Below are 20,559 nucleotides of genomic sequence, written 5' to 3'. Positions count from 1 at the left end.
ATTCCAAAGCGTAAAAATCCTAGAACTGCACCTCACCGTCCCAGTAACCCGGCGTGTTGTAGATGGCACGCAAATAATCAATAAAGCGCCGCACTTTGGCCGGCAGATAGCGCTGCTGCTGATACACCGCCTGAATGTCATAACTGGGAATCTCGAACTCGTTCAGCACCGTCACCAGCTCGCCCCGCTTGAGCTCTGGCTGAATTTCCCAGGTGGAGCGCCAACCTATCCCCCAGCCCTGCTTGACCCAGTTAAAAAGCAATTCACCGTCATTGCAATCCAGATCACCATCAACCCGTACCGCCAAAGGACGACCATCCCGCAAGAAGGTCCAGCCGCGTTGCTGCCCACCCTGCAAGTTGAAGGCCAGACAGTTATGACGGGCCAGATCTTCCGGTACGCGCGGCACCCCGTGACGCTCGAAATACTCGGGCGTACCACACACCACACGGCGGTTCGGATACAGACGTACCGCCACATAGTTGGGGTCAGTGACCTCGCCAATACGCAAGGCCATGTCATAACCTTCGCGCACCAGATCCACCACGCTGTCGGTGAAGTTGAAAGATAGTTTCAGCTCGGGGTAACGCTTCTTGAAGGACAAGGCATGCGGTGCCACATGACGGCGCCCAAAGGCAGCCGGAGCCGATACCACCAAGTGCCCGCGCACCACTCTACGCTGGGCGCTGATGCTGGCTTCGGCTTCTTCAAAATCCTTCAGAATTTGTTTGCACTGCTCCAGAAACTGCTCGCCCAGATCAGTCAAAGTCAGCCCGCGCGTGGACCGGTGCATCAAACGCACCCCCAGTCTCTGCTCCAAGGCATCCAGGCGCCTACCCATCACCACCGGGGTAACGCCTTCGATCACGGAAGCAGCCGCAAAACTGCCTTTTTCAGCGACCAGCGCAAAACTTCGAATTTCGGTATAACGGCTCATTCAATACTCCAAGTATCGATAGAAACAATCGTACCACCATTTCTAGGCAGGGCTATCACTCCTTATTATCGAGTTGTGAATTTCGTCAAACGATGATCTAGGAGATATCAATGGCTCGAATGAGAGCAGTGGACGCCGCCGCCGCGATTTTACGTAAAGAAGGCGTGAGCACCGTATTTGGCGTGCCTGGCGCCGCAATCAACCCCTTCTACTCCGCACTGCGCAAGGAAGGTGGCTTTGATCACATTCTCGCCCGCCACGTGGAAGGCGCTTCCCACATGGCCGAAGGTTTTACCCGTGCCAATCCCGGCAATATCGGCGTATGTATCGGTACTTCCGGCCCCGCTGGCACAGACATGATCACCGGCCTGTACTCCGCATCGGCTGACTCGATCCCAATTCTGTGCATTACCGGCCAGGCCCCTCGTGCCCGCCTGTACAAGGAAGACTTCCAGGCTGTGGACATTGAATCCATTGCCAAGCCCGTGACCAAGTGGGCCGTCACCGTGCGCGAACCCGATCTGATCCCGCGCGTGTTCCAGCAGGCTTTCCACATCATGCGCTCTGGCCGTCCTGGTCCTGTGCTGATCGATATGCCTATCGACGTGCAGATGGCCGAGATCGAATTTGATCTGGATACCTACTCCCCGCTGGAAGCCTACAAGCCTGCTGCCACCCGTGCCCAGGCTGAAAAAGCCATCGAACTGCTGAACGCTTCCGAGCGTCCGCTGATCGTATCCGGTGGCGGCGTCATCAACGCCAACGCATCCGAGCTGCTGCAGGAATTTGCCGAGCTGGTCAACGTACCCGTTATCCCGACTCTGATGGGCTGGGGTACTGTGGCCGACGATCACCCATTGATGGCTGGCATGGTTGGCCTGCAAACCTCGCACCGCTACGGCAACCAGACCTTGCTGGCATCGGACTTTGTATTCGGTATCGGTAACCGCTGGGCCAACCGCCACACCGGTTCCGTAGACGTCTACACCGAAGGCCGCAAGTTCGTGCACGTGGACATCGAGCCTACACAGATCGGCCGCGTATTTGGCCCTGATCTGGGCATTGCCTCGGACGCTGGCGCTGCATTGAAACTGTTCATTGAAGTCGCCAAGGAATACAAGGCTGCTGGCAAGCTGCGCGACCGCGCCGCCTGGGTAGCCGACTGCCAGAAGCGCAAGGCCACCTTGCAGCGCAAGACCAATTTCGACAACGTACCCCTGAAGCCTCAGCGCGTTTACGAAGAAATGAACCGCGCCTTTGGTCCTTCGACCACCTACGTCAGCACCATTGGTCTGTCGCAGATTGCTGCCGCCCAGTTCCTGCACGTGTACAAACCACGTCACTGGATCAACTGCGGTCAGGCAGGCCCATTGGGCTGGACCATTCCCGCCGCCCTGGGTGTGGTCGCCGCTGACCCAGGTCGTGAAGTGGTGGCCATTTCGGGCGACTACGACTTCCAGTTCATGATTGAAGAACTGGCCGTGGGCGCGCAGTTCAAGCTGCCTTACATCCATATTCTGGTCAACAACGCCTACCTGGGTCTGATCCGTCAGGCACAGCGTGGCTTCGAGATGGACTATTGTGTACAGCTGGCCTTTGACAACATCAACGCCCCTGAAACCGAAGGTTATGGTGTGGATCACATCACCGTGGTGGAAGGTCTGGGTTGCAAGGCCATCCGCGTACACAAACCCGAAGACATCCAGCCTGCCATTGAACAGGCTCGCGCATGGATGAAAGAGTTCAGCGTGCCGGTTGTGATCGAACTGATCCTGGAGCGCGTCACCAACATTGCCATGGGTACCGAACTGCACAATGTGACGGAATTCGAGTCCCTGGCCGAAGCGGGTATTGACGCCCCCACCGCCATCTCGCTGATGGACTGATTGCTGATTTAAAAAACGGAGTAGCACTATGCCAAAATTTGCCGCCAACCTGACCATGCTGTTTAACGAGCACGACTTCCTGGATCGCTTCCAGGCAGCGGCCGAAGCTGGTTTCAAGGGAGTGGAGTACCTGTTCCCCTACGCCTACGACAAACAGCAGCTGGCTGACAAACTGCAACAACACGGTTTGACCCAAGTGTTGCACAACCTGCCTGCGGGCGACTGGGACAGCGGCGAGCGCGGCATTGCAATCCTGCCCGAGCGCGTGGGTGAATTCCAGGACGGCGTAGGCCATGCCATTGAATACGCCACCGCGCTGGGCTGCAAGCAAGTCAACTGCCTGGCTGGCAAGCTGGCCGAAGGTGCAGACCGCGAACTGGCTCACAAGACCTTGGTCAGCAATCTGCAGTTTGCTGCCGCCAAGTTGAAAGACGCCGGCCTGCGCCTGCTGGTTGAACCCATCAATACCTTCGACATTCCCGGTTTCTACCTGAACCGTACCGAACAGGCCGCGGCGCTGTTGCAGGACGTGGGTTCGGACAATCTGTTCATCCAGTACGACGTCTACCACGCCCAGCGCATGGAAGGCGAGCTGGCTGCCACCATGAAAAAGCACCTGGACAAGATTGCACACATCCAGATCGCGGATAACCCAGGCCGCAACGAACCGGGCACAGGCGAGATCAACTACGCCTGGCTGTTCAAGTACATCGACAGCATTGGCTACCAGGGCTGGATCGGCGGCGAGTACAAGCCCGCCGGCGTGACCAAGGATGGCCTGGGCTGGATGACTGAACTGACTGAAGTCACTGCCTGATCGTCGAATACCTGCAGATAATTATTAGGAGATTACACAATGGCTAAAATCGGTTTTATTGGTTTGGGCATCATGGGCGCACCCATGGCCGTCAACCTGATCAAAGGTGGTCATGAGCTGTTTGCCTACACCCGTGGCGACTTCCCCAAAAGCGTGAAAGAAGCCGGCGCAACCGTTTGCGCCAACGGCACCGAAGTGACCCGTCAGGCTGACATCATCATCACGATGGTGCCCGACACCCCGCACGTGGAAGATGCGCTGTTTGGCGAAGACGGCATTGCCGCCGGTCTGACCGCTGGCAAGATCGTGGTGGACATGAGCTCCATCTCCCCCGTGGCCACCAAAGACTTTGCCGAGCGCATCGTCAAGCTGGGCTGCGAATACCTGGACGCTCCTGTGTCCGGTGGCGAAGTCGGTGCCAAGGCTGGCTCGCTGACCATCATGGTCGGCGGCAAGCAAGAGGCCTTCGACAAGGTCAAGCCCCTGTTTGAACTGATGGGCAAGAACATCACCCTGGTCGGCGGCTACGGCGACGGTCAAATCACCAAAGTGGCCAACCAGATCATCGTGGCTTTGACCATTGAAGCCGTGGGCGAAGCCCTGTTGCTGGCCTCCAAGGCCGGTGCCGATGCGGGCAAGGTTCGTGAAGCGCTGATGGGCGGTTTCGCAAACTCCCGTATTCTGGAAGTTCACGGTGAGCGTATGGTCAAGCGCACGTTTGATCCAGGCTTCCGCATCGAACTGCACCAGAAAGACTTGAACCTGGCCCTGACCACGGCGCGCCAGCTGGGTGTAGCACTGCCCAACACCGCAACGGCCCAGGAGCTGTTCAATACCTGCGCCGCCCACGGTGGCGCCGCACAAGACCACTCCGCCATGGTCCGCGCTCTGGAAATCATGGCCAACTACGAGATTGGTCAATAAGATCGGTTCAAGGATGCTCCCGTCCGGACTGATTTTTTCCAGATATCAAGCCAGTACGACCGGGACATCCAGCAAGCGGGCTGCGGCCCGCTTTTTTTTACCGCCAAGCCCCCCCAGACAGCACAATCTTTCTCGAAGGCTGCCAGTCAAAGCGGGGAGGTGAAGGCGTGTTGTAGCGCAGTAAGATGGTTTGTTGCCGTCACTCTGCATTAGGATTGACCCATGAAGATCGAGCCACAAGACTTACTCAGCAAAATGTTTCAAGCTGCCGTCAACGCGGCTCAGCCTGAACATTGCATCCCGCCTTATCTGCCCGATGCTCCCAAAGGCCGCACCATTGTGATCGGTGCTGGCAAAGCATCGGCAGCGATGGCCCAGGCACTGGAGCGTCACTGGGACAAAGGCCCCATCAGCGGTGTTGTCGTCACCCGCTATGGCTACGGCGTGCCTTGTGATCACATCAAGATTCTGGAGGCCTCTCACCCGGTCCCCGATCAAGCCGGTGAAGACGCGGCCCGCGAAATTTTGCGCACGGTCAGCGATCTGAACGAAGACGATCTGGTTATTTGCCTGATTTCCGGTGGCGGCTCGTCTCTGCTGCCTCTTGCCGGAGAAGGCATCACCCTGGCGGACAAGCAAGCTATCAACAAAGCGCTGCTCAAATCGGGCGCTTCAATTGGTGAGATGAACACGGTACGCCGCCACCTGTCCGCCATCAAAGGCGGCCGTCTGGCAGCGGCTTGTGCCCCTGCTCGTGTCCTGAACCTGTTGATTTCCGATGTTCCCGGCGACAAGCCCATGGACATCGCTTCTGGCCCCACGGTGGCAGATCCCACCACATGCGAGCAAGCGCTGGAAATCATTACCCGCTACGGCATCGAAATTCCTGCCGCAGCCCGCGCCCTGCTGAAGAGCGGCGATGGCGAAACCATCAAGCCCGACGATCCACGCCTGGCTCATGTCACCACCCATCTGGTCGCCACACCCCAACTGGCCCTGCTGGCTGCAGCTCGTGTCGCTGAAGCCCGTGGGGTGCGTCCCGTCTTGCTGGGCGACAGCATTGAAGGCGAAGCCCGCGATGTAGGCAAAGTCATGGCCGGTATCGCCTTGAGCGTTGCCCAGCATGGCCAGCCTGCCCAGGCCCCCTGCGTGCTGCTCTCGGGCGGAGAAACCACCGTGACCTTGCGCGGCCAGGGCCGTGGCGGTCGCAATGTGGAATTTCTGTTGTCCACCGCCATTGCCTTGAACGGGGCACCCGGTATCTACGGTTTGGCCGGCGATACCGACGGTGTGGACGGCCAGGAAGAAATTGCCGGAGCCTTCTGCGGTCCGGACACTTTGGAGCGTGCCTGGCAACAAGGTATACGCCCAAGGGCCAGTCTGGACAATAATGATGGTCATGGCTTCTTTGAAGCCTTGGATGACGCTTTGGTTACGGGCCCTACCCTGACCAACGTCAACGATTTCCGTGCAATTCTGGTTTTAACCCCTAGCGATTAACGCTTTTCTTAAAGGACTGGACATGAGAGACACGAAAGTACTGACCCTGGCCGATGTTAAAAAAATTGCCGCTGCTGCCGAGCAAGAAGCGCTGAAGAACAACTGGGCTGTCAGCATCGCCATTTGCGATGCAGGCGGTCACGCGCTCTGGATGCAACGTATGGACGGCGCTCCCTTGATGAGCGCGCAGGTTGCTCCCGCCAAGGCACACACATGCGTGCTGGGCGGTGGCAAGCCCAGCAAGGTTTTTGAAGACATGGTCAACAATGGTCGCTTTGCCGCTCTGTCCATGCCCATCACGCCACTGGAAGGCGGCGAGCCGATTGTGGTGGACGGTCAAGTCATTGGTGCAGTCGGCGTGTCCGGCGTAAAGGCACCTGAAGACGCTCAGATCGCCCGCGCCGGTATCGCTGCTCTTTGAGCTATCGATCCCCCTAAGGACAACAACCCATGAAACGTCAACGTCATTCCCGCATTCTGGCTACCCTGGGTCCTGCCAGTTCTACGCCAGAACGCATTCGTGAACTGTTCGAGGCCGGCGCTGATGTGTTCCGCCTGAACTTCAGCCACGGCACACATGAAGACCATGCCGCGCGCTATCACACCATTCGTCAGATTGAAAAGGAAACCGGTCGCAGTATCGGTATTCTGATGGACCTGCAAGGGCCCAAGCTGCGCGTTGGCAAAATGCAAGATGGCCGCGTGACATTGGAAACCGGCCAGAAATTCCGTCTGGATCTGGACCCCACTGAGGGGACCAGCCAGCGTGCCTACCTGCCTCACCCCGAAATCTTCGCTGCACTGGAAGATGGGACAGACCTGCTGCTCGATGACGGCAAGCTGCGTCTGCGTGTGGACAGCTTCGGTCCGGATTTTGCAGAAACCACGGTCATGGTCGGCGGCCCGCTGTCCGACCGCAAGGGCGTGAACGTACCCGGCGTAGTACTGCCTATCTCGCCCTTGACCGAAAAAGACCTGATCGATCTGAAGTTTGGACTGGAATTGGGCGTGGATTGGGTTGCGCTGTCCTTTGTGCAACGTCCTGGCGACATCCGTGAAGCCCGCGAGCTGATCGGCGACAAGGCCTGGATCATGGCCAAGCTGGAAAAACCACAAGCGCTGGAACACCTGGAAGAAATTGTCCAGCTGTGTGATGGCGTGATGGTGGCACGTGGCGACCTGGGCGTGGAAGTCCCACCCCAGCGCGTGCCTGTGTTGCAGCGTCAAATCGTGCGTACTGCCCGTGCGGCAGGCCGTCCGGTGGTCGTCGCTACACAGATGCTGGAATCCATGATTACCTCGCCTGTGCCTACACGTGCTGAAGCTTCCGACGTGGCTACAGCCATCTATTCGGGTGCCGATGCCGTCATGCTGTCCGCCGAATCGGCCTCCGGCCAGTTTCCACTGGAAGCGGTGTCCATCATGGACAGCATCATCAAGGAAATCGAAAACGATCCTAGCTGGCGCACCATTCTGGAAGCCAACCACAGCACCGCTGAAGCCAGCACCGCAGACGCGATCTGCTGCGCCCTGCGTCGCGTGGCCAGCATTCTGGAACCGGCAACGAACGTGGCCTACACCACGACTGGCTTTAGCGCCTTGCGTGCCAGCCGTGAACGGCCCATCGCCCCTATCCTGGCACTGACACCCCGTGTGGAAACCGCACGCCGTCTGGCCTTGGCCTGGGGCGTCCATGCCGTGCCTTGCGAGGACGTCAGCGATCTGGGCGAGATGATCGACCACGCTACCGATATGGCAGCGCAACATGAGTTCGCCCAGGCGGGCGACACCATCGTGATGATTGCCGGTGTTCCTTTTGGCACCAGCGGTCGCACCAACCTGCTGCATGTGGCCACGGTTCCACAGAAGTAAGTTCGCTCAACCTTGGCGATAAAAAAAGCCTTGTCCATCCACAATGATGGGCAAGGCTTTTCCTATTCAGACTGTGCAGTATTTTTTTTCATGTGAAGCCAAAACAGCGACGGCGAGCCGCACGGGCATCAACAAGGCCAGAAGCCCCGTAAATGCTGGCCCTTCAAGACAGGACACTCACAAACAAAAGATACGGGCAAAAAAAACCCGAGATCTAGAGATCTCGGGCAAATCCACCAAAGGAGGAGGGTGGAGGAGACAATCGTGGCAAGTTGGGCTACCAGATAAAGTATCGAGCCAGAAAGCTAAGGGTTATTACGCTTGTGCTTTTGCTTATTTCCCGCTTTCTTTTCAACATCCAATAACTAAAGTCTACCCACAAAAATGGTGCAATGCAAGATAAATGCTGTGGAAAACCCTTAGATGCCCATCTTGTCGCTTTAATGCATCAATTTCCTAGCGCAAATCTCATCCCAGGTATCTAGTCGTTAACCCTAAGCCACCAAATAAGCTCCAAACCTACAAAGCAAAACGGGTCAATTACTGACCCGTTTTGCTACTTGCATCCATGAAGGCTCGGCACTCATCAATAAGTGATTTGGCCCAGAGCTCCCTTTTACAGGCGATAAGCCGTCGTCGTCATGACTTTGGACATCATGCGCATCAAGGTTTTAACGGGTGGAGGCAAACCCACAGCCCCGTGATTCTCGGCGGTACGACGATGCTCAATCTCGTCATCGCGCATTTTTTCTACGATCCGACGCGAGCGATTGTCTGTAGCAGGCAAGGACTCCAGATGGCTTTCCAGATGCTCTTCAACCTGGCGCTCGGTCTCGGCCATAAAGCCCAGGTTATAAGGCACCCCTGCCCGGCTGGCGAGCAAGCCTAACGCGAAAGAACCGGCATACCACAAGGGGTTGAACACGCTGGGGCGGCTATCGAGCTCGCGCAAACGGTCATCGCACCAGGACAGGTGATCCACCTCTTCCTGCGCAGCTTGCAGCAGCACTTCGCTTGCCTGGGGATCTTTGCACAACATGGCCTGGCTACGGTACAAGGCTTGGGCGCAAATCTCGCCTACATGGTTCACACGCATCAGGCCGGCAGCATGGCGGGCTTCGTCAGCCGTGATCTCGGACACTTCCTTGCCAGCGGGATTCGGGCGCGACGCGCGTGCCGAACGTCCCAATACTTCCAGGGCCCGATTCGTCTCGCTCAGAATCTGGTCAAAAAAGCTGTTGCGTCGGTACAGACGGGTATCGCTGTTGGAAACGGTATGGCTCATGAGGACACCTGCAAAACAAAATGGATGGGTATTATTGCCGCAAAAAGGCGATCACTGCCTTGCTCTCAGACAAGAGCCAAAGCAATGGCAGCACACAAGCCATGATAACCAGGCCTATGCCGGCAATCTCTTGGTCAGACTGTAGATAGAAATTACAGAGCCGAACCGGATTGTCGTAATACAGCAGACCAACAATAGCCATCATCCAACTGAAATTACCAAAGAAAAACAGACGAAACACCAGATGGGCGCGGCGCCAGGACTCCATGAACAACATGCCCATCAAGACCAGACCGATATATTTGGCAGTGGCCATGGGAGGCGATACCAGCACATCGTCCAGTGCTTTGGGAACCATCCAGTAAGCCGCCGCAAAGCTGACCATGATCAAACCGGGCAAACCATATTCATTCAGGGCGTAATACGGGCGCAGCAAGGACTGCATGGCAGCCGAACGGCCGACCCCCTGGTAGCGCAAGGCCAGTTGCAAGCTAATGCCCGACAGGACCAACAAGGGAATATGCACCAGCATATGCAGACTCATGGAGGCGGTCAGAGGGCGATCCCAGAAGGCTGCGGCAGCAAACAGCAAAGCTGCCACCAATGCCAGGGCACTACCAAAATAAGGACGTACTTTAGGGGATTCGACGACACGTTTTAAGGACATTACATCGCTCCCTTCTTGTCCAGATCCTCGAGGGCGCGCTTGGCATACGCCAGGGCCAACATAGGCTCACCGTAATCCACGATACGACCCAGGCGCGGTTCGGCGCTGACAACGTGATAGGCTGCGTTGTGCTCGTACTCATCAAAAGGGGCGGGAATAACGACGATACCAAAATCATCCAGCACACGTTGACGCTGTTCGCCGGGCATCATGGTGACAAATTGCCAGACGTCCGGGTTGGCCTTCATGGTTTTGCTATAGCGGCGCAGGTGATCAGGCGAATCGGTGGGATCGAAACTGATGCTCAGCAGGCGGATACGGTCCTGCAAGCCTTCGTCCACAATCGCTTTTTGCAGTTGCTGATACTCCGAGCCCATCGCCAGACATAGCGTGACACAGCGGGTATAGATGAAATTGACGATGGTAATACGGCCATCGTTTTGCAGCAGAGAGCTTAGCTGGGTACTGCCCCCGGCAGGGAGCAGTACTTCTACATCGGAGATCAAACGCGGCGAGGCGGCAACATCATTGCGACGGGCCGTCTCGGCTGTCAGGGCGGAGAACCCTTGCGTCAAATGGGCCAGTGCCCCAATACCCAGGGCGAAGACCAGGAGAATACTTATAAATAGTCTCATCGCTGGCCCATCATTTCAGTCTTACTCTTCCATGGGAGCCAGATCAGCGTCCCCATTCCAAGGATCGGTTTTATCAGCGGTTTTTTCACGTTCGGCTTTGACAAAGGCCACGTCCACAGGATCGGCGCTATTGCCACCCAATTCTGTACGCAGGTAATTAACAACGGCCGTCATTTCCTCGTCATTGAACTTCTCGCGGAACTCGGGCATCGCACCATTGTACTTATTACCCTTGACCGTGATCTCACCCGTAATACCGTGCAACATGATCTGGACCAAAACTTCAGGCTTGCGCAGTACCCATTCGGAACCCACCAGCGGAGGGAACACGCCTGGAACACCGGCACCCGTTGCCTGGTGACAGGCGGCACATTGGGCTACGAACAGCTGCTGACCATCTACCGCGCCTTCTGGCAATTCGAAGTCGGCAACGATACGGTTGTCGCCCACGGTTGCGTCATGGCTCAGGTCACTGCTGAAAATATAGTAGATGCCCCACAGGAACAGACCTGCAATGATCAGCAGAACCACCCAAGGGATCGGTGCTGCGTTTTCTTCCGGATCGGAATGCTCACGCAGCTGTGCTTCATATTTACGATTGTCGCTCATTCTAATTCTCCGAGGCGCCCCGCCTTGCGGGGCGCGCTAGCTCAGCAATGCCTGTTTATTTGATAACGCTGGCTGGCGATACGGGATACGTACGATCCAGCGCCAACAGGTATTCAACCAGGTCCAGGGCCTCTTGCTTGGCCACAACCACCTTGCCTTCCGGTGCGAAATCACCTGGCAAGTTGACAACCTTGTCGCCTTCCTCTGCCTTGTCCTTGAGCTCGAACATGAAGGGGTAAGAAGGCATATTGCTGCCAGGGGTATAAGCACGAGGCTGATACAAGTGACCCAGGTGCCAGTCCACGCTAGGCTGACGAGCACCAATATTGAGCAGGTCAGGGCCGGTACGCATGGTGCCGAGCAGGTGAGGCGTGTCGTAGAAGTAGTCGCCTGCTACCGAGGCACGACCCCAGCCACGCTGGAAGTCAGGAGCCTGGTTCTGGCTACGTGGCTGCTGCGAGTGACAGTAGACACAGCCCATATCAATGTATTGCTGACGACCGCGCAGTTGCACTTCCGTGTAAGGCTTCAGGCCTGGAGAAGGCTCCACCCTTTTAACTTGCAGGTAAGGGACAACGACCAGAGCCGATGTGGCCAGGGCGAGCGTCACCATGGCGCCGCCCAATAGTTTGTATTCGCTTTCCATGACTAAATCATGCCTCCACTACATTGCGAGTTGCCGAGCGCTGGTGAAACAGGGCTGGACCAATACGACGGCTGCCATAGCGCAAAGCCATTGCCACAAAGTGGAAGGCAAACACAAGGTGACCCAGAGTCATCAAACCACCACCAATCGAGCGCGACTTCAGGTAAGGCATCGTGACAAACACCGATTCCATGAAGGCTTTGGCAGGATCAAGCATGGCCAGACCTTGCAGCCAACCGCCAATACTCAGACCAATAGCGTAGATGGAGAAACCAATCACAACCAGCCAGAAGTGCAGGGAGATCAGTTTGGGGTAAGGCCATTCCCAGGACATCACGCGTGGCATCACGTAGTAGATGGCACCGAACATCACGATGGTAAAGAAGCCGTACAAGCCGATATGGGCGTGGGCAACCGTGAAGTGCGTGAAGTGGGTAATCGTGTTGATGCTGCGCAGCGCTTCAAAAGAACCTTGAATGGAGCTGACGGTGTACATCATGCCGCCCAGCACGATAAAGCGCAGGGTAGGCGAGTGAATCAGGGTACGGAAGTGACCCTTCATGGTGTAGTGCTGGTTGATCGAGAAAGCCAGCACGGGGATGATCATCATCATGCTTTGGACGATGGACAGGGTAACCATCCACTGCGGCACAGGACCGCCAACCAGGTGGTGACCACCAACCTGACCGTAGAAAAATGCCAGACCCCAGAAACCCACCAGAGACAGGTTGTAGGAGCTGATAGGCTGACCGATGATCTTGGGCAGGAAGTAGTACACCGAAGCCAGAGCCATCGGGGTGTAGAACAGACCCAGCACGTTGTGGCCAAACCACCAGTTCATGGTTGCTTGTTCAACACCCACGTGCACGGCAGGCAGGTTGCCGACCAGGAACAGGATGGGGAACCAGAACAGGGCTGCGCCCATGTACCACACCGACACATACAGGTGGTGAGCACGACGGTTTTGCAAGGTGAAGACCAAAGGCAAGGCTGCCAGAGCACCACCGATAACCATCAGGATATCAACCTGCCAAGGCATTTCCAGCCATTCCATACCGTCGGTGATACCCATCGCGATACATGTCAGACCGATAGCCAGACCAATGTTCCACAAGATCCCGCCCGTGATGGCATAACGCGCACCGATCAGGGGAGTCTTGAGCAAACGAGGCAGCATCCACATGGCAACGCCGAACGCGGCCATTGGAGCCCAGCCGTAAGCCACACCGTTCAGGTGCAGCGTACGCATGCGACCAAAGGTCATCCAGGCGTGTTGCGTCAGAAATTCGGGATCGTGCAGCTTGATCGAGCTGATCAAGCCTGCCGTCGAGGCAAAGAGCAGCCAGAAGACCGAACAGGCCAGCAAAATGAAAGTGACCTTGGCGGAGGAGCGGTCGGCTTCCACGCGTTCTGCCAATTCAAGGCTCAGCGCCTGACGATCTTCAGCCGAAATTGCCTTGCGGCCCATCTCTTCTTGAAGTGCCTGACGTTGTTCAGGGGTGGCGGAGGGGTCATCTACCTGCCCGATTTCGCCTTTGGAGAAGATCTCTCGCGAAGCAGCGGGACTGTGGTCAAAGAAGTTACGGCGTAACGACCAGATGAAAACAAAGAGTCCTGTAACGGACAATATGAAAGCTAGTAGCAGTATTGAAACGGTATTCACAATGATCCAGGCCTGGTTAATGTGAAGCTGCCAAGCAGCTCGGCGGCACCTTGACGCGTCGCAGATCAAAAGAGCATGGACGCAAAAAATCTGCGACTGCCTAGGTCGCGAGAGCCGTCATGTTAAAACACCCGCTTGTGACGTCCGAATAAAGCCCCCATTGAAAGCAAGGTTTATTGAGACAGAACAAATACGAGCACGACATTTTTTGGTATACGGGCGACAGCCATTATAGGCGAGGGTAAACCCCTGTGACATATCTGTTTCAAAATGCCGTGTACCGCACAGCAGTTTATCCTAGGACAAACAACAAAACCAGTCTAAATCTTACAAAGAGCATGGTTCTGCTCTGATTTGTCCATATGGAATTTCTTATACGGGTGCCACATCCGCCACCATCAGATGCCCTGAGAAGTAACAAGGCTCACATCCGGGCTTCACATTTCAATTAGCAATAAAGCTGCAAAAATCCGCGTCAAATCACGCTAAACCTGGTTTCCATCCAGGCGCGACACAGCCCTCATCAAAAAGTACAATCACCGCTATCAATCTACTGACGAGTCTTGGCTCGCACTGCAAACAAAGGAATTCATATGGAATGCACAATCGACTGGGGCGGCAAAGACGGAATGTTGTTCGTTGCCCGTACAGGCAGTGGTCATGTGACGGCCATGGACGGTGCACCCGAAGGTGGCGGCAATAACCTGGCTCCACGCCCCATGGAAATGCTGCTGACCGGCGCCGGTGGCTGCGCAGCCTACGACGTGGTGCTGATCCTCAAGCGTGGTCGGCACGCCATTACCGGCTGCCAGGTCAAGCTGACCGCCGAACGCGCCGACACCGACCCCAAAGTCTTTACCAAGATTCACTTCACTTTTGTGGTCACTGGCAAGGATCTGCCCCAGGCCGCCGTTGAGCGTGCCGTACAACTGTCGCACGACAAGTACTGCTCCGCTTCGGCCATGCTGGGCAAAACAGCCGAGATCACCTATTCCGTCGACATTCAGCAAGCCTGAGGCCACCATGTCCCTGTATCCCTACGAAGACCTGCTGCGCCTGGTCTACACCCAAGGCACTCCCAAAGGGGACCGCACCGGCACCGGCACGAACTCGGTATTTGGTCACCAAATGCGCTTCGATCTGTCGCAGGGTTTCCCGCTGATCACCACCAAGAAACTGCATACCCGCAGCATCTTTATTGAGTTGCTGTGGTTTTTGCGTGGTGAGTCCAATGTGCGCTGGCTGCAAGAGCGCGGCGTATCCATCTGGGACGAATGGGCCGACAAGGACGGCAATCTGGGCCCGGTCTATGGTGTGCAATGGCGTTCCTGGCCCACTCCCGATGGCCGTCATATCGACCAGATCAGCCAGTTGGTGGAGCAAATTCGCAAGAATCCCGACTCACGTCGCCTGATTGTTTCGGCCTGGAACGTAGCGGATGTGGGCCAGATGGCCCTGCCCCCATGCCACGCCCTGTTCCAGTTTTATGTGGCCGACGGCAAGCTGTCCTGCCAGCTCTACCAGCGCAGTGCCGATATTTTCCTGGGCGTGCCCTTCAATATCGCCAGCTACGCCTTGCTGACTCACATGATGGCGCAGCAATGTGATCTGGAAGTGGGTGATTTCATCTGGACTGGTGGTGACTGTCACCTGTACTCCAACCACTTCGAACAAGCAGAGCTACAGCTCTCGCGCGAGCCTCGCCCCTACCCCAAGCTGACGATCAAGCGCAAACCCGCCAGTCTGTTTGATTACGAGTACGAAGACTTCGAAATCACAGACTACGATCCTCATCCCCACATCAAGGCGCCGGTTGCCGTATGAGTTCCACTCCTTTCATTCGCCTGGTCGTTGCCTATGCGGCCAATCGCTGCATTGGCAAGGACAATGACCTGCCCTGGCGCCTGCCTTCCGATTTGCAGCACTTCAAACGCGTAACCATGGGTTTGCCCATCATCATGGGCCGTAAAACCTGGGAGTCTCTGGGCCGCCCCTTGCCCGGCCGCCCGAATCTGGTGATCAGCCGCAATGCGGTTTACCAGGCAGAAGGTGCGCAGGTATTCAGCAATCTGGAGGATGCCCTGGCAGCCTGCCCCGGCTTTGAAACCGCTTGTGTGATTGGTGGCGAACAGCTTTTCCGTCTGGCCTTGCCTGTGGCGCAAGAACTGATTGCGACCGAGATCAAGGCAGATGTGGACGGGGATACTTTCTTTCCGGAACTGCCCGCCGGGGAGTGGCAAGAAGTGGAGCGCCTGCCTCAGCCTGAGGAAAACGGTTTCACTTACGACTACGTGACGTACCGCCGCCGTAGTTAAGAAAACCGGCTACTTGGCCCAAGCTATCCGTCTCACTGCACGCTTAACCGCGTATGCTCGAAACCAAATAAAAGGCCTGAATCCGATGACACGGATTCAGGCTTTTTTGCGATCAGTACGCCGAAATCAGGCAAGACCAAGGCGTATTCCTGCTAACTCAATATCTGAACTTACTCAGCCACCGCGGCATAGGCAGGGCCATCCAGCAAACCTTGCAGATCAGCCGGATTGTCAGCCTTGAGCTTGAAAATCCAGGTATCAAATGGAGCTTCATTGATCAGATGCGGTGCATCGGACAAGGCCTGGTTGAACTCCACCAGCTCGCCCGCCACAGGCGCGTAAATGTCGGAGGCGGCCTTCACCGACTCCACCACACCCGCTGTAGCACCCGCAGCCAGACGCGTCCCTGGGGTGAAGTCACCCACAAACACCAGGTCGCCCAACTGATCTTGAGCAAAGTCGGTAATGCCAACCAGCACAACACCGTCTTCATCTTTGGCCCACTCGTGGCTTACTACGTACTTTCTATCTCCTGGCAGCTGCATATCGCCTCCCTGACTGACCAGCCAACAATTCCGATGATTTCAGAAACGGCAGCAGACCATGCCCACTGCCCTTCCTGCTCGCATACTTAACCCTGCTCTGCCTGTGTCTTCAAGGCGCGTGCACACGCTGCTGCCGACGCCCAGGCCCATTGGAAGTTATACCCGCCCAGCCAGCCGGTGACATCGACCGCTTCACCGATGAAGTACAGACCAGGTACTTTACGCGCTTCCATGCTCTTCTGATTGAGCTCGCGTGTATCCACGCCACCGCTCATCACTTCCGCCTTTTTATAGCCTGCGGTGCCACTAGGTTTCAACTCCCAGCCATTAATCACCTGTCCCACCGTGCGCAACACGCGATCCGGCAGATCAGCCAGACGTTGCTGTCCCACGCCTTTGGGCAACAAGTCCGAGGTATCCAGCCATTGTTCGACCAGACGGCGCGGCCACAAGGTCGACAAGACAGTGACCAGTTGCTGACGGTTACCCGCCTTCAGATCCAATAATTGTTGCGCGATGTCCTGACCGGGAGCCAAGTCCACACTAATGCTCTCGCCCGACTGCCAGTAGCTGGAGATCTGCAAGATACCCGGCCCGGACAAGCCACGGTGCGTAAACAGCAGATCTTCCAGAAAGGCCTGACGTTGCTTGCCCTGCCCTGTGCTGACCTCCACCTCCAAAGCCATGCCGCTCAAAGCAGAAAATGGCTTCCAATCCCGACCGTCAAAGGTCAAAGGGACTAGAGCGGGGTGCGGCTCAATCACTTTCAAGCCGAAGTGACGTGCCACGCGCAAGGCATAGTCCGTGGAACCCAGCTGCGGAATCGCCATGCCGCCCGTGGCAATCACCACTTGCAAGGCATTCAAATCCCCCTGACCGGTGCGCAGCACAAAGCCGTCCTCGGTACGGCCAATGGACTGCACCGAACAGGGCATGCGCCAGGACACCTGCCCTTTCAAACACTCCTGACGCAGCATCTGGATGATGGACTCGCTGGAGTCATCACAGAACAACTGGCCTTTGTGCTTTTCATGAAAGCCGATGCGGTACTCCCGCACCAGCTCCAGAAAATCCTGAGGGGTATAGCCCGCCAAGGCCGAACGGCAAAAATGCGGATTCTTGGACAGAAAATTCTCGGGCGAGGTGCCCGTATTGGTGAAGTTGCAGCGCCCTCCACCGGAAATACGGATTTTCTCGGCCAGCTTTTCAGCGTGATCAATCAGTACCACTCGCAGGCCGCGCTGGCCTGCGATACTGGCAGCCATCATACCGGCCGCACCTGCGCCGATGACGGCAACATCAAAAAAAGGGATCACGCGGGTTTACTCGTTGGTTTCAGACTCAAGCACACAATCTACGTAGTAGCGTGGCAGTCCATCAGGGCCGATATCCTGCGCCAGTCCATGCACATAGGTCTCAAAGCCAGGGAAGCGGGCATTGAACTCGCGTGCAAATTGCAGGTACTCCACAATGCGCGAGTTAAAGCGTTCGCCAGGAATCAGCAAGGGAATACCGGGAGGGTAAGGCGTCAGCAAGACACCCGTCACACGGCCTTCCAGTTCGTCAATGCCAACGCGCTCGATATCGCCGTGCGCCATCTTGGCATAGGCATCCGAAGGCTTCAAAGCGGGAACCATGTCGCTCAGGTACACCTCGGTCGTCAGGCGAGCCAGATCGTACTTGCGATAGGCCTGGTGAATCTGCTGACACAGGTCACGCAAACCCATGCGCTCGTAGGTAGGCTGAGTCTTGCAGAAGTCCGGCAAAATGCGCCACATGGGCTGATTGCGGTCGTAATCGTCCTTGAACTGCTGCAAGGCGGTCAACAAGGTATTCCAACGGCCCTTGGTGATGCCAATAGTGAACAGAATAAAGAAGGAGTACAGGCCGGTTTTCTCGACTACCACGCCGTGCTCGGCCAGATACTTGGAGACCAGAGCGGCAGGAATACCCTGTTCAGCAAAGGTGCCGGAAATATCCAAGCCAGGAGTCACTACCGTGGCTTTGACCGGGTCCAGCATGTTGAAGTTGGTCGACAACTTGCCAAAGCCGTGCCACTCCGCATCGGAGCGCAGAATCCAGTCGTCGCGCTCGCCTATGCCTTCTTCAGGCAGATTATCCGGGCCCCAAACCTTGAACCACCAGTCGTTCTCGCCGTATTCCTTGGACACCTTGCGCATGGCGCGACGAAAGTCCATGGCCTCGCAAATGCTTTCCTCGACCAGTGCGGTGCCGCCGGGCGGCTCCATCATGGCCGCCGCCACATCACAGGACGCAATAATCGCGTACTGCGGGCTGGTGCTGGTGTGCATCAGGTAGGCTTCATTGAACACGTTGCGGTCCAAGGGGCGGTTCTCCGCATCCTGCACCGTAATCTGGGACGCTTGCGACAAGCCAGCCAGCATTTTATGCGTGGAGTGCGTGGCGTAGATCATGGTGTCTTTGGTGCGCGGACGGTCCGCACCAATGGCGTGCATGTCGTGATAGAAATCGTGGAACGCCGCATGCGGCAACCAGGCTTCATCAAAGTGCAGCGTGGGGATCTTGGAGTCCAGGGTTTCCTTGATCATTTCCACGTTGTAGATCACACCGTCATAGGTGCTTTGCGTCAGCGTCAGAATACGGGGCTTCTTGTTCTTGGCCTTGCTGGCAAAGGGGTTGGCCTCGATCTTGCGCGCAATGTTTTCCGGCAGGAACTCGTCTTGCGGAATCGGGCCAATAATGCCCAGGTGGTTGCGCGTGGGGCGCAGAAACACCGGGATAGCGCCCGTCATGGTAATGGCGTGCAGAATCGACTTGTGGCAATTACGGTCCACAACCACCACATCGTTATTGGCCACATTGGCGTGCCAGACGATCTTGTTGGACGTGGACGTTCCGTTCGTCACGAAAAAACAGTGGTCGGCATGGAAGATACGGGCAGCATTGCGCTCGGCCTCGGCCACCGGGCCGGTGTGGTCCAACAGTTGGCCCAATTCATCGACCGCATTACAGACGTCGGCACGCAGCATGTTTTCACCAAAAAACTGGTGAAACATCTGGCCAACCGGGCTTTTCAGAAAGGCTACGCCTCCCGAGTGCCCTGGGCAGTGCCATGAATAGGAACCGTCAGAAGCGTACTTGACCAGCTCGCGGAAAAACGGCGGTGCCAGACTTTCCAGGTAGGAGCGGGCTTCACGGATGATGTGACGCGCCACGAACTCGGGCGTGTCCTCGAACATGTGAATGAAGCCGTGCAGCTCGCGCAAAATATCGTTGGGGATATGCTGCGAGGTGCGTGTCTCGCCGTACAAATAGATGGGGATGTCCTCGTTGCGGAACCGCAGCTCGCCAATAAAGGAGCGCAGGTTCTTGATCGCATTGGCGACATCCTCCGGGGAGTCCACATCGAATTCCTCATCATCAATCGACAAAATGAAGGCGCTCGCGCGGCTTTGCTGTTGCGCAAAAGAACTAAGGTCACCATAGCTGGTGACCCCGAGAACCTCTACGCCTTCGGCCTCTATCGCCGAGGCCAGGGCTCGAATGCCCAGGCCCGACGTATTTTCGGAACGGTAGTCTTCGTCGATGATGACGATGGGAAAACGAAACTTCATCCAGAACTCCTAGGTACGAGGCAGGGTAACGCCTAGCTGACCTTGATATTTGCCGCCGCGGTCGCGGTACGACACTTCGCACACTTCATCGCTTTCAAAGAACAACATCTGTGCACACCCTTCACCGGCGTAAATCTTGGCTGGCAGCGGGGTGGTATTGGAAAACTCCAGGGTGACGTGGCCTTCCCACTCGGGTTCCAGCGGAGTCACGTTCACGATGATGCCGCAACGGGCATAAGTACTTTTGCCCAGACACATGGTCAACACACTGCGAGGAATACGGAAGTACTCAACCGTGCGGGCCAGCGCGAAAGAATTGGGCGGAATAATGCACACATCACCGACAAAATCCACAAAGGATTTTTCATCGAAAGCCTTGGGGTCCACGATGGTCGAGTTGATGTTGGTGAAAATCTTGAATTCGTTGGCACAACGCACATCGTAGCCATAGCTGCTGGTGCCGTAGCTGACGATACGTTGTCCGTCTACATTGCGCACTTGGCCTGGCTCGAAAGGCTCGATCATGCCCTGGGCAGCAGCCCGCCGAATCCAACGGTCGCTTTTGATACTCATAAGAAATTAGCCGCCTTAAATCAGTAACCGGTTATTTTATCGTTTAGATACACACACAAGCCAATTGCGGCGCAAATATGTCATTTGCG

The 20,559-nt window shown here is 56.4% G+C and carries 20 protein-coding genes; 9 read left to right on the top strand and 11 right to left on the bottom strand.

Annotated features, from left to right (window positions below):
• Positions 1-19: 19 nt before the first annotated feature.
• Complete coding sequence (locus NBV64_RS03485) at positions 20-937, bottom strand: LysR family transcriptional regulator (protein WP_021446969.1); 918 nt, start codon at positions 935-937, stop codon at positions 20-22.
• A 110-nt stretch (positions 938-1,047) separates the two neighbouring features.
• Between NBV64_RS03485 and gcl the strand changes: the two genes are divergently transcribed.
• From gcl to pyk, 6 genes are all read left to right on the top strand, one after another.
• Complete coding sequence (gcl, locus tag NBV64_RS03480) at positions 1,048-2,823, top strand: glyoxylate carboligase (protein WP_009461112.1); 1,776 nt, start codon at positions 1,048-1,050, stop codon at positions 2,821-2,823.
• Between the two features lie 28 nt (positions 2,824-2,851).
• Positions 2,852-3,640, top strand: a complete 789-nt coding sequence (hyi, locus tag NBV64_RS03475) for a hydroxypyruvate isomerase (protein ID WP_021446971.1) — start codon at positions 2,852-2,854, stop codon at positions 3,638-3,640.
• Positions 3,641-3,679: 39 nt separating this feature from the next.
• Positions 3,680-4,564, top strand: coding sequence for a 2-hydroxy-3-oxopropionate reductase (locus NBV64_RS03470; protein ID WP_009461114.1), 885 nt, complete (start codon positions 3,680-3,682; stop codon positions 4,562-4,564).
• Between the two features lie 222 nt (positions 4,565-4,786).
• Positions 4,787-6,064 (top strand): glycerate kinase type-2 family protein, encoded by a 1,278-nt coding sequence (locus NBV64_RS03465; protein ID WP_250756698.1) that lies wholly within the window; start codon positions 4,787-4,789, stop codon positions 6,062-6,064.
• 22 nt (positions 6,065-6,086) lie between these two features.
• Positions 6,087-6,485 carry a GlcG/HbpS family heme-binding protein gene (locus NBV64_RS03460; RefSeq protein WP_009461115.1) on the top strand — a complete coding sequence of 133 codons (399 nt, stop codon included), beginning with the start codon at positions 6,087-6,089 and terminating at the stop codon, positions 6,483-6,485.
• A gap of 29 nt (positions 6,486-6,514) precedes the next feature.
• Positions 6,515-7,936, top strand: coding sequence for a pyruvate kinase (gene pyk / locus NBV64_RS03455; RefSeq protein ID WP_250756697.1), 1,422 nt, complete (start codon positions 6,515-6,517; stop codon positions 7,934-7,936).
• A 616-nt stretch (positions 7,937-8,552) separates the two neighbouring features.
• Here pyk and coq7 read toward each other — a convergent pair.
• Genes coq7 through NBV64_RS03425 form a run of 6 tightly spaced genes read right to left on the bottom strand, consistent with a single transcriptional unit; the run spans position 8,553 to position 13,441 of the window.
• A complete protein-coding gene (coq7, locus tag NBV64_RS03450) occupies positions 8,553-9,221 on the bottom strand; it encodes a 2-polyprenyl-3-methyl-6-methoxy-1,4-benzoquinone monooxygenase (RefSeq protein WP_250756696.1) in 669 nt (222 codons plus the stop codon).
• A 31-nt stretch (positions 9,222-9,252) separates the two neighbouring features.
• Positions 9,253-9,888, bottom strand: coding sequence for a hypothetical protein (locus NBV64_RS03445; protein WP_009461118.1), 636 nt, complete (start codon positions 9,886-9,888; stop codon positions 9,253-9,255).
• Entirely contained in the window at positions 9,888-10,523 is a 636-nt protein-coding gene (locus NBV64_RS03440; RefSeq protein ID WP_009461119.1) for an SCO family protein, read from the bottom strand. The genes NBV64_RS03445 and NBV64_RS03440 overlap by 1 nt, the downstream gene beginning before the upstream one ends.
• Before the next feature lie 21 nt (positions 10,524-10,544).
• Positions 10,545-11,132 carry a c-type cytochrome gene (locus NBV64_RS03435; RefSeq protein WP_009461120.1) on the bottom strand — a complete coding sequence of 196 codons (588 nt, stop codon included), beginning with the start codon at positions 11,130-11,132 and terminating at the stop codon, positions 10,545-10,547.
• A gap of 55 nt (positions 11,133-11,187) precedes the next feature.
• Positions 11,188-11,778, bottom strand: coding sequence for a cbb3-type cytochrome c oxidase subunit II (locus NBV64_RS03430; RefSeq protein WP_009461121.1), 591 nt, complete (start codon positions 11,776-11,778; stop codon positions 11,188-11,190).
• A 7-nt stretch (positions 11,779-11,785) separates the two neighbouring features.
• The gene (locus NBV64_RS03425; protein ID WP_031232725.1) at positions 11,786-13,441 is read right to left on the bottom strand and encodes a cbb3-type cytochrome c oxidase subunit I; all 1,656 of its coding nucleotides are present in this window, start codon (positions 13,439-13,441) and stop codon (positions 11,786-11,788) included.
• Between the two features lie 593 nt (positions 13,442-14,034).
• Here NBV64_RS03425 and NBV64_RS03420 point away from each other — a divergent pair.
• The 3 genes from NBV64_RS03420 to NBV64_RS03410 are packed head-to-tail and all read left to right on the top strand — an operon-like array spanning position 14,035 to position 15,756.
• Positions 14,035-14,457: an OsmC family protein gene (locus NBV64_RS03420; protein ID WP_009461122.1), complete on the top strand. Its 423-nt coding sequence runs from the start codon at positions 14,035-14,037 to the stop codon at positions 14,455-14,457.
• Positions 14,458-14,464: 7 nt separating this feature from the next.
• Positions 14,465-15,265, top strand: a complete 801-nt coding sequence (locus tag NBV64_RS03415) for a thymidylate synthase (protein ID WP_009461123.1) — start codon at positions 14,465-14,467, stop codon at positions 15,263-15,265.
• Positions 15,262-15,756 (top strand): dihydrofolate reductase, encoded by a 495-nt coding sequence (locus NBV64_RS03410; RefSeq protein ID WP_009461124.1) that lies wholly within the window; start codon positions 15,262-15,264, stop codon positions 15,754-15,756. Before NBV64_RS03415 ends, NBV64_RS03410 begins: the two co-directional genes overlap by 4 nt.
• A 170-nt stretch (positions 15,757-15,926) precedes the next feature.
• Here NBV64_RS03410 and gcvH read toward each other — a convergent pair whose 3' ends face one another.
• The 4 genes from gcvH to dcd form a co-directional block, all read right to left on the bottom strand.
• Entirely contained in the window at positions 15,927-16,301 is a 375-nt protein-coding gene (gcvH, locus tag NBV64_RS03405; RefSeq protein ID WP_021446974.1) for a glycine cleavage system protein GcvH, read from the bottom strand.
• 86 nt (positions 16,302-16,387) lie between these two features.
• Entirely contained in the window at positions 16,388-17,617 is a 1,230-nt protein-coding gene (locus NBV64_RS03400; protein WP_009461126.1) for a BaiN/RdsA family NAD(P)/FAD-dependent oxidoreductase, read from the bottom strand.
• A gap of 6 nt (positions 17,618-17,623) precedes the next feature.
• The gene (locus NBV64_RS03395; RefSeq protein WP_009461127.1) at positions 17,624-19,897 is read right to left on the bottom strand and encodes an arginine/lysine/ornithine decarboxylase; all 2,274 of its coding nucleotides are present in this window, start codon (positions 19,895-19,897) and stop codon (positions 17,624-17,626) included.
• Between the two features lie 9 nt (positions 19,898-19,906).
• Positions 19,907-20,470 (bottom strand): dCTP deaminase, encoded by a 564-nt coding sequence (gene dcd / locus NBV64_RS03390; RefSeq protein WP_009461128.1) that lies wholly within the window; start codon positions 20,468-20,470, stop codon positions 19,907-19,909.
• Between the last annotated feature and the right edge of the window lie 89 nt (positions 20,471-20,559).

This window comes from Alcaligenes sp. DN25, from assembly GCF_023674485.1.
GTDB classification, from domain to species: Bacteria; Pseudomonadota; Gammaproteobacteria; order Burkholderiales; family Burkholderiaceae_B; genus Alcaligenes; species Alcaligenes phenolicus.
This window is presented reverse-complemented; position numbering and strand designations above follow the sequence as displayed.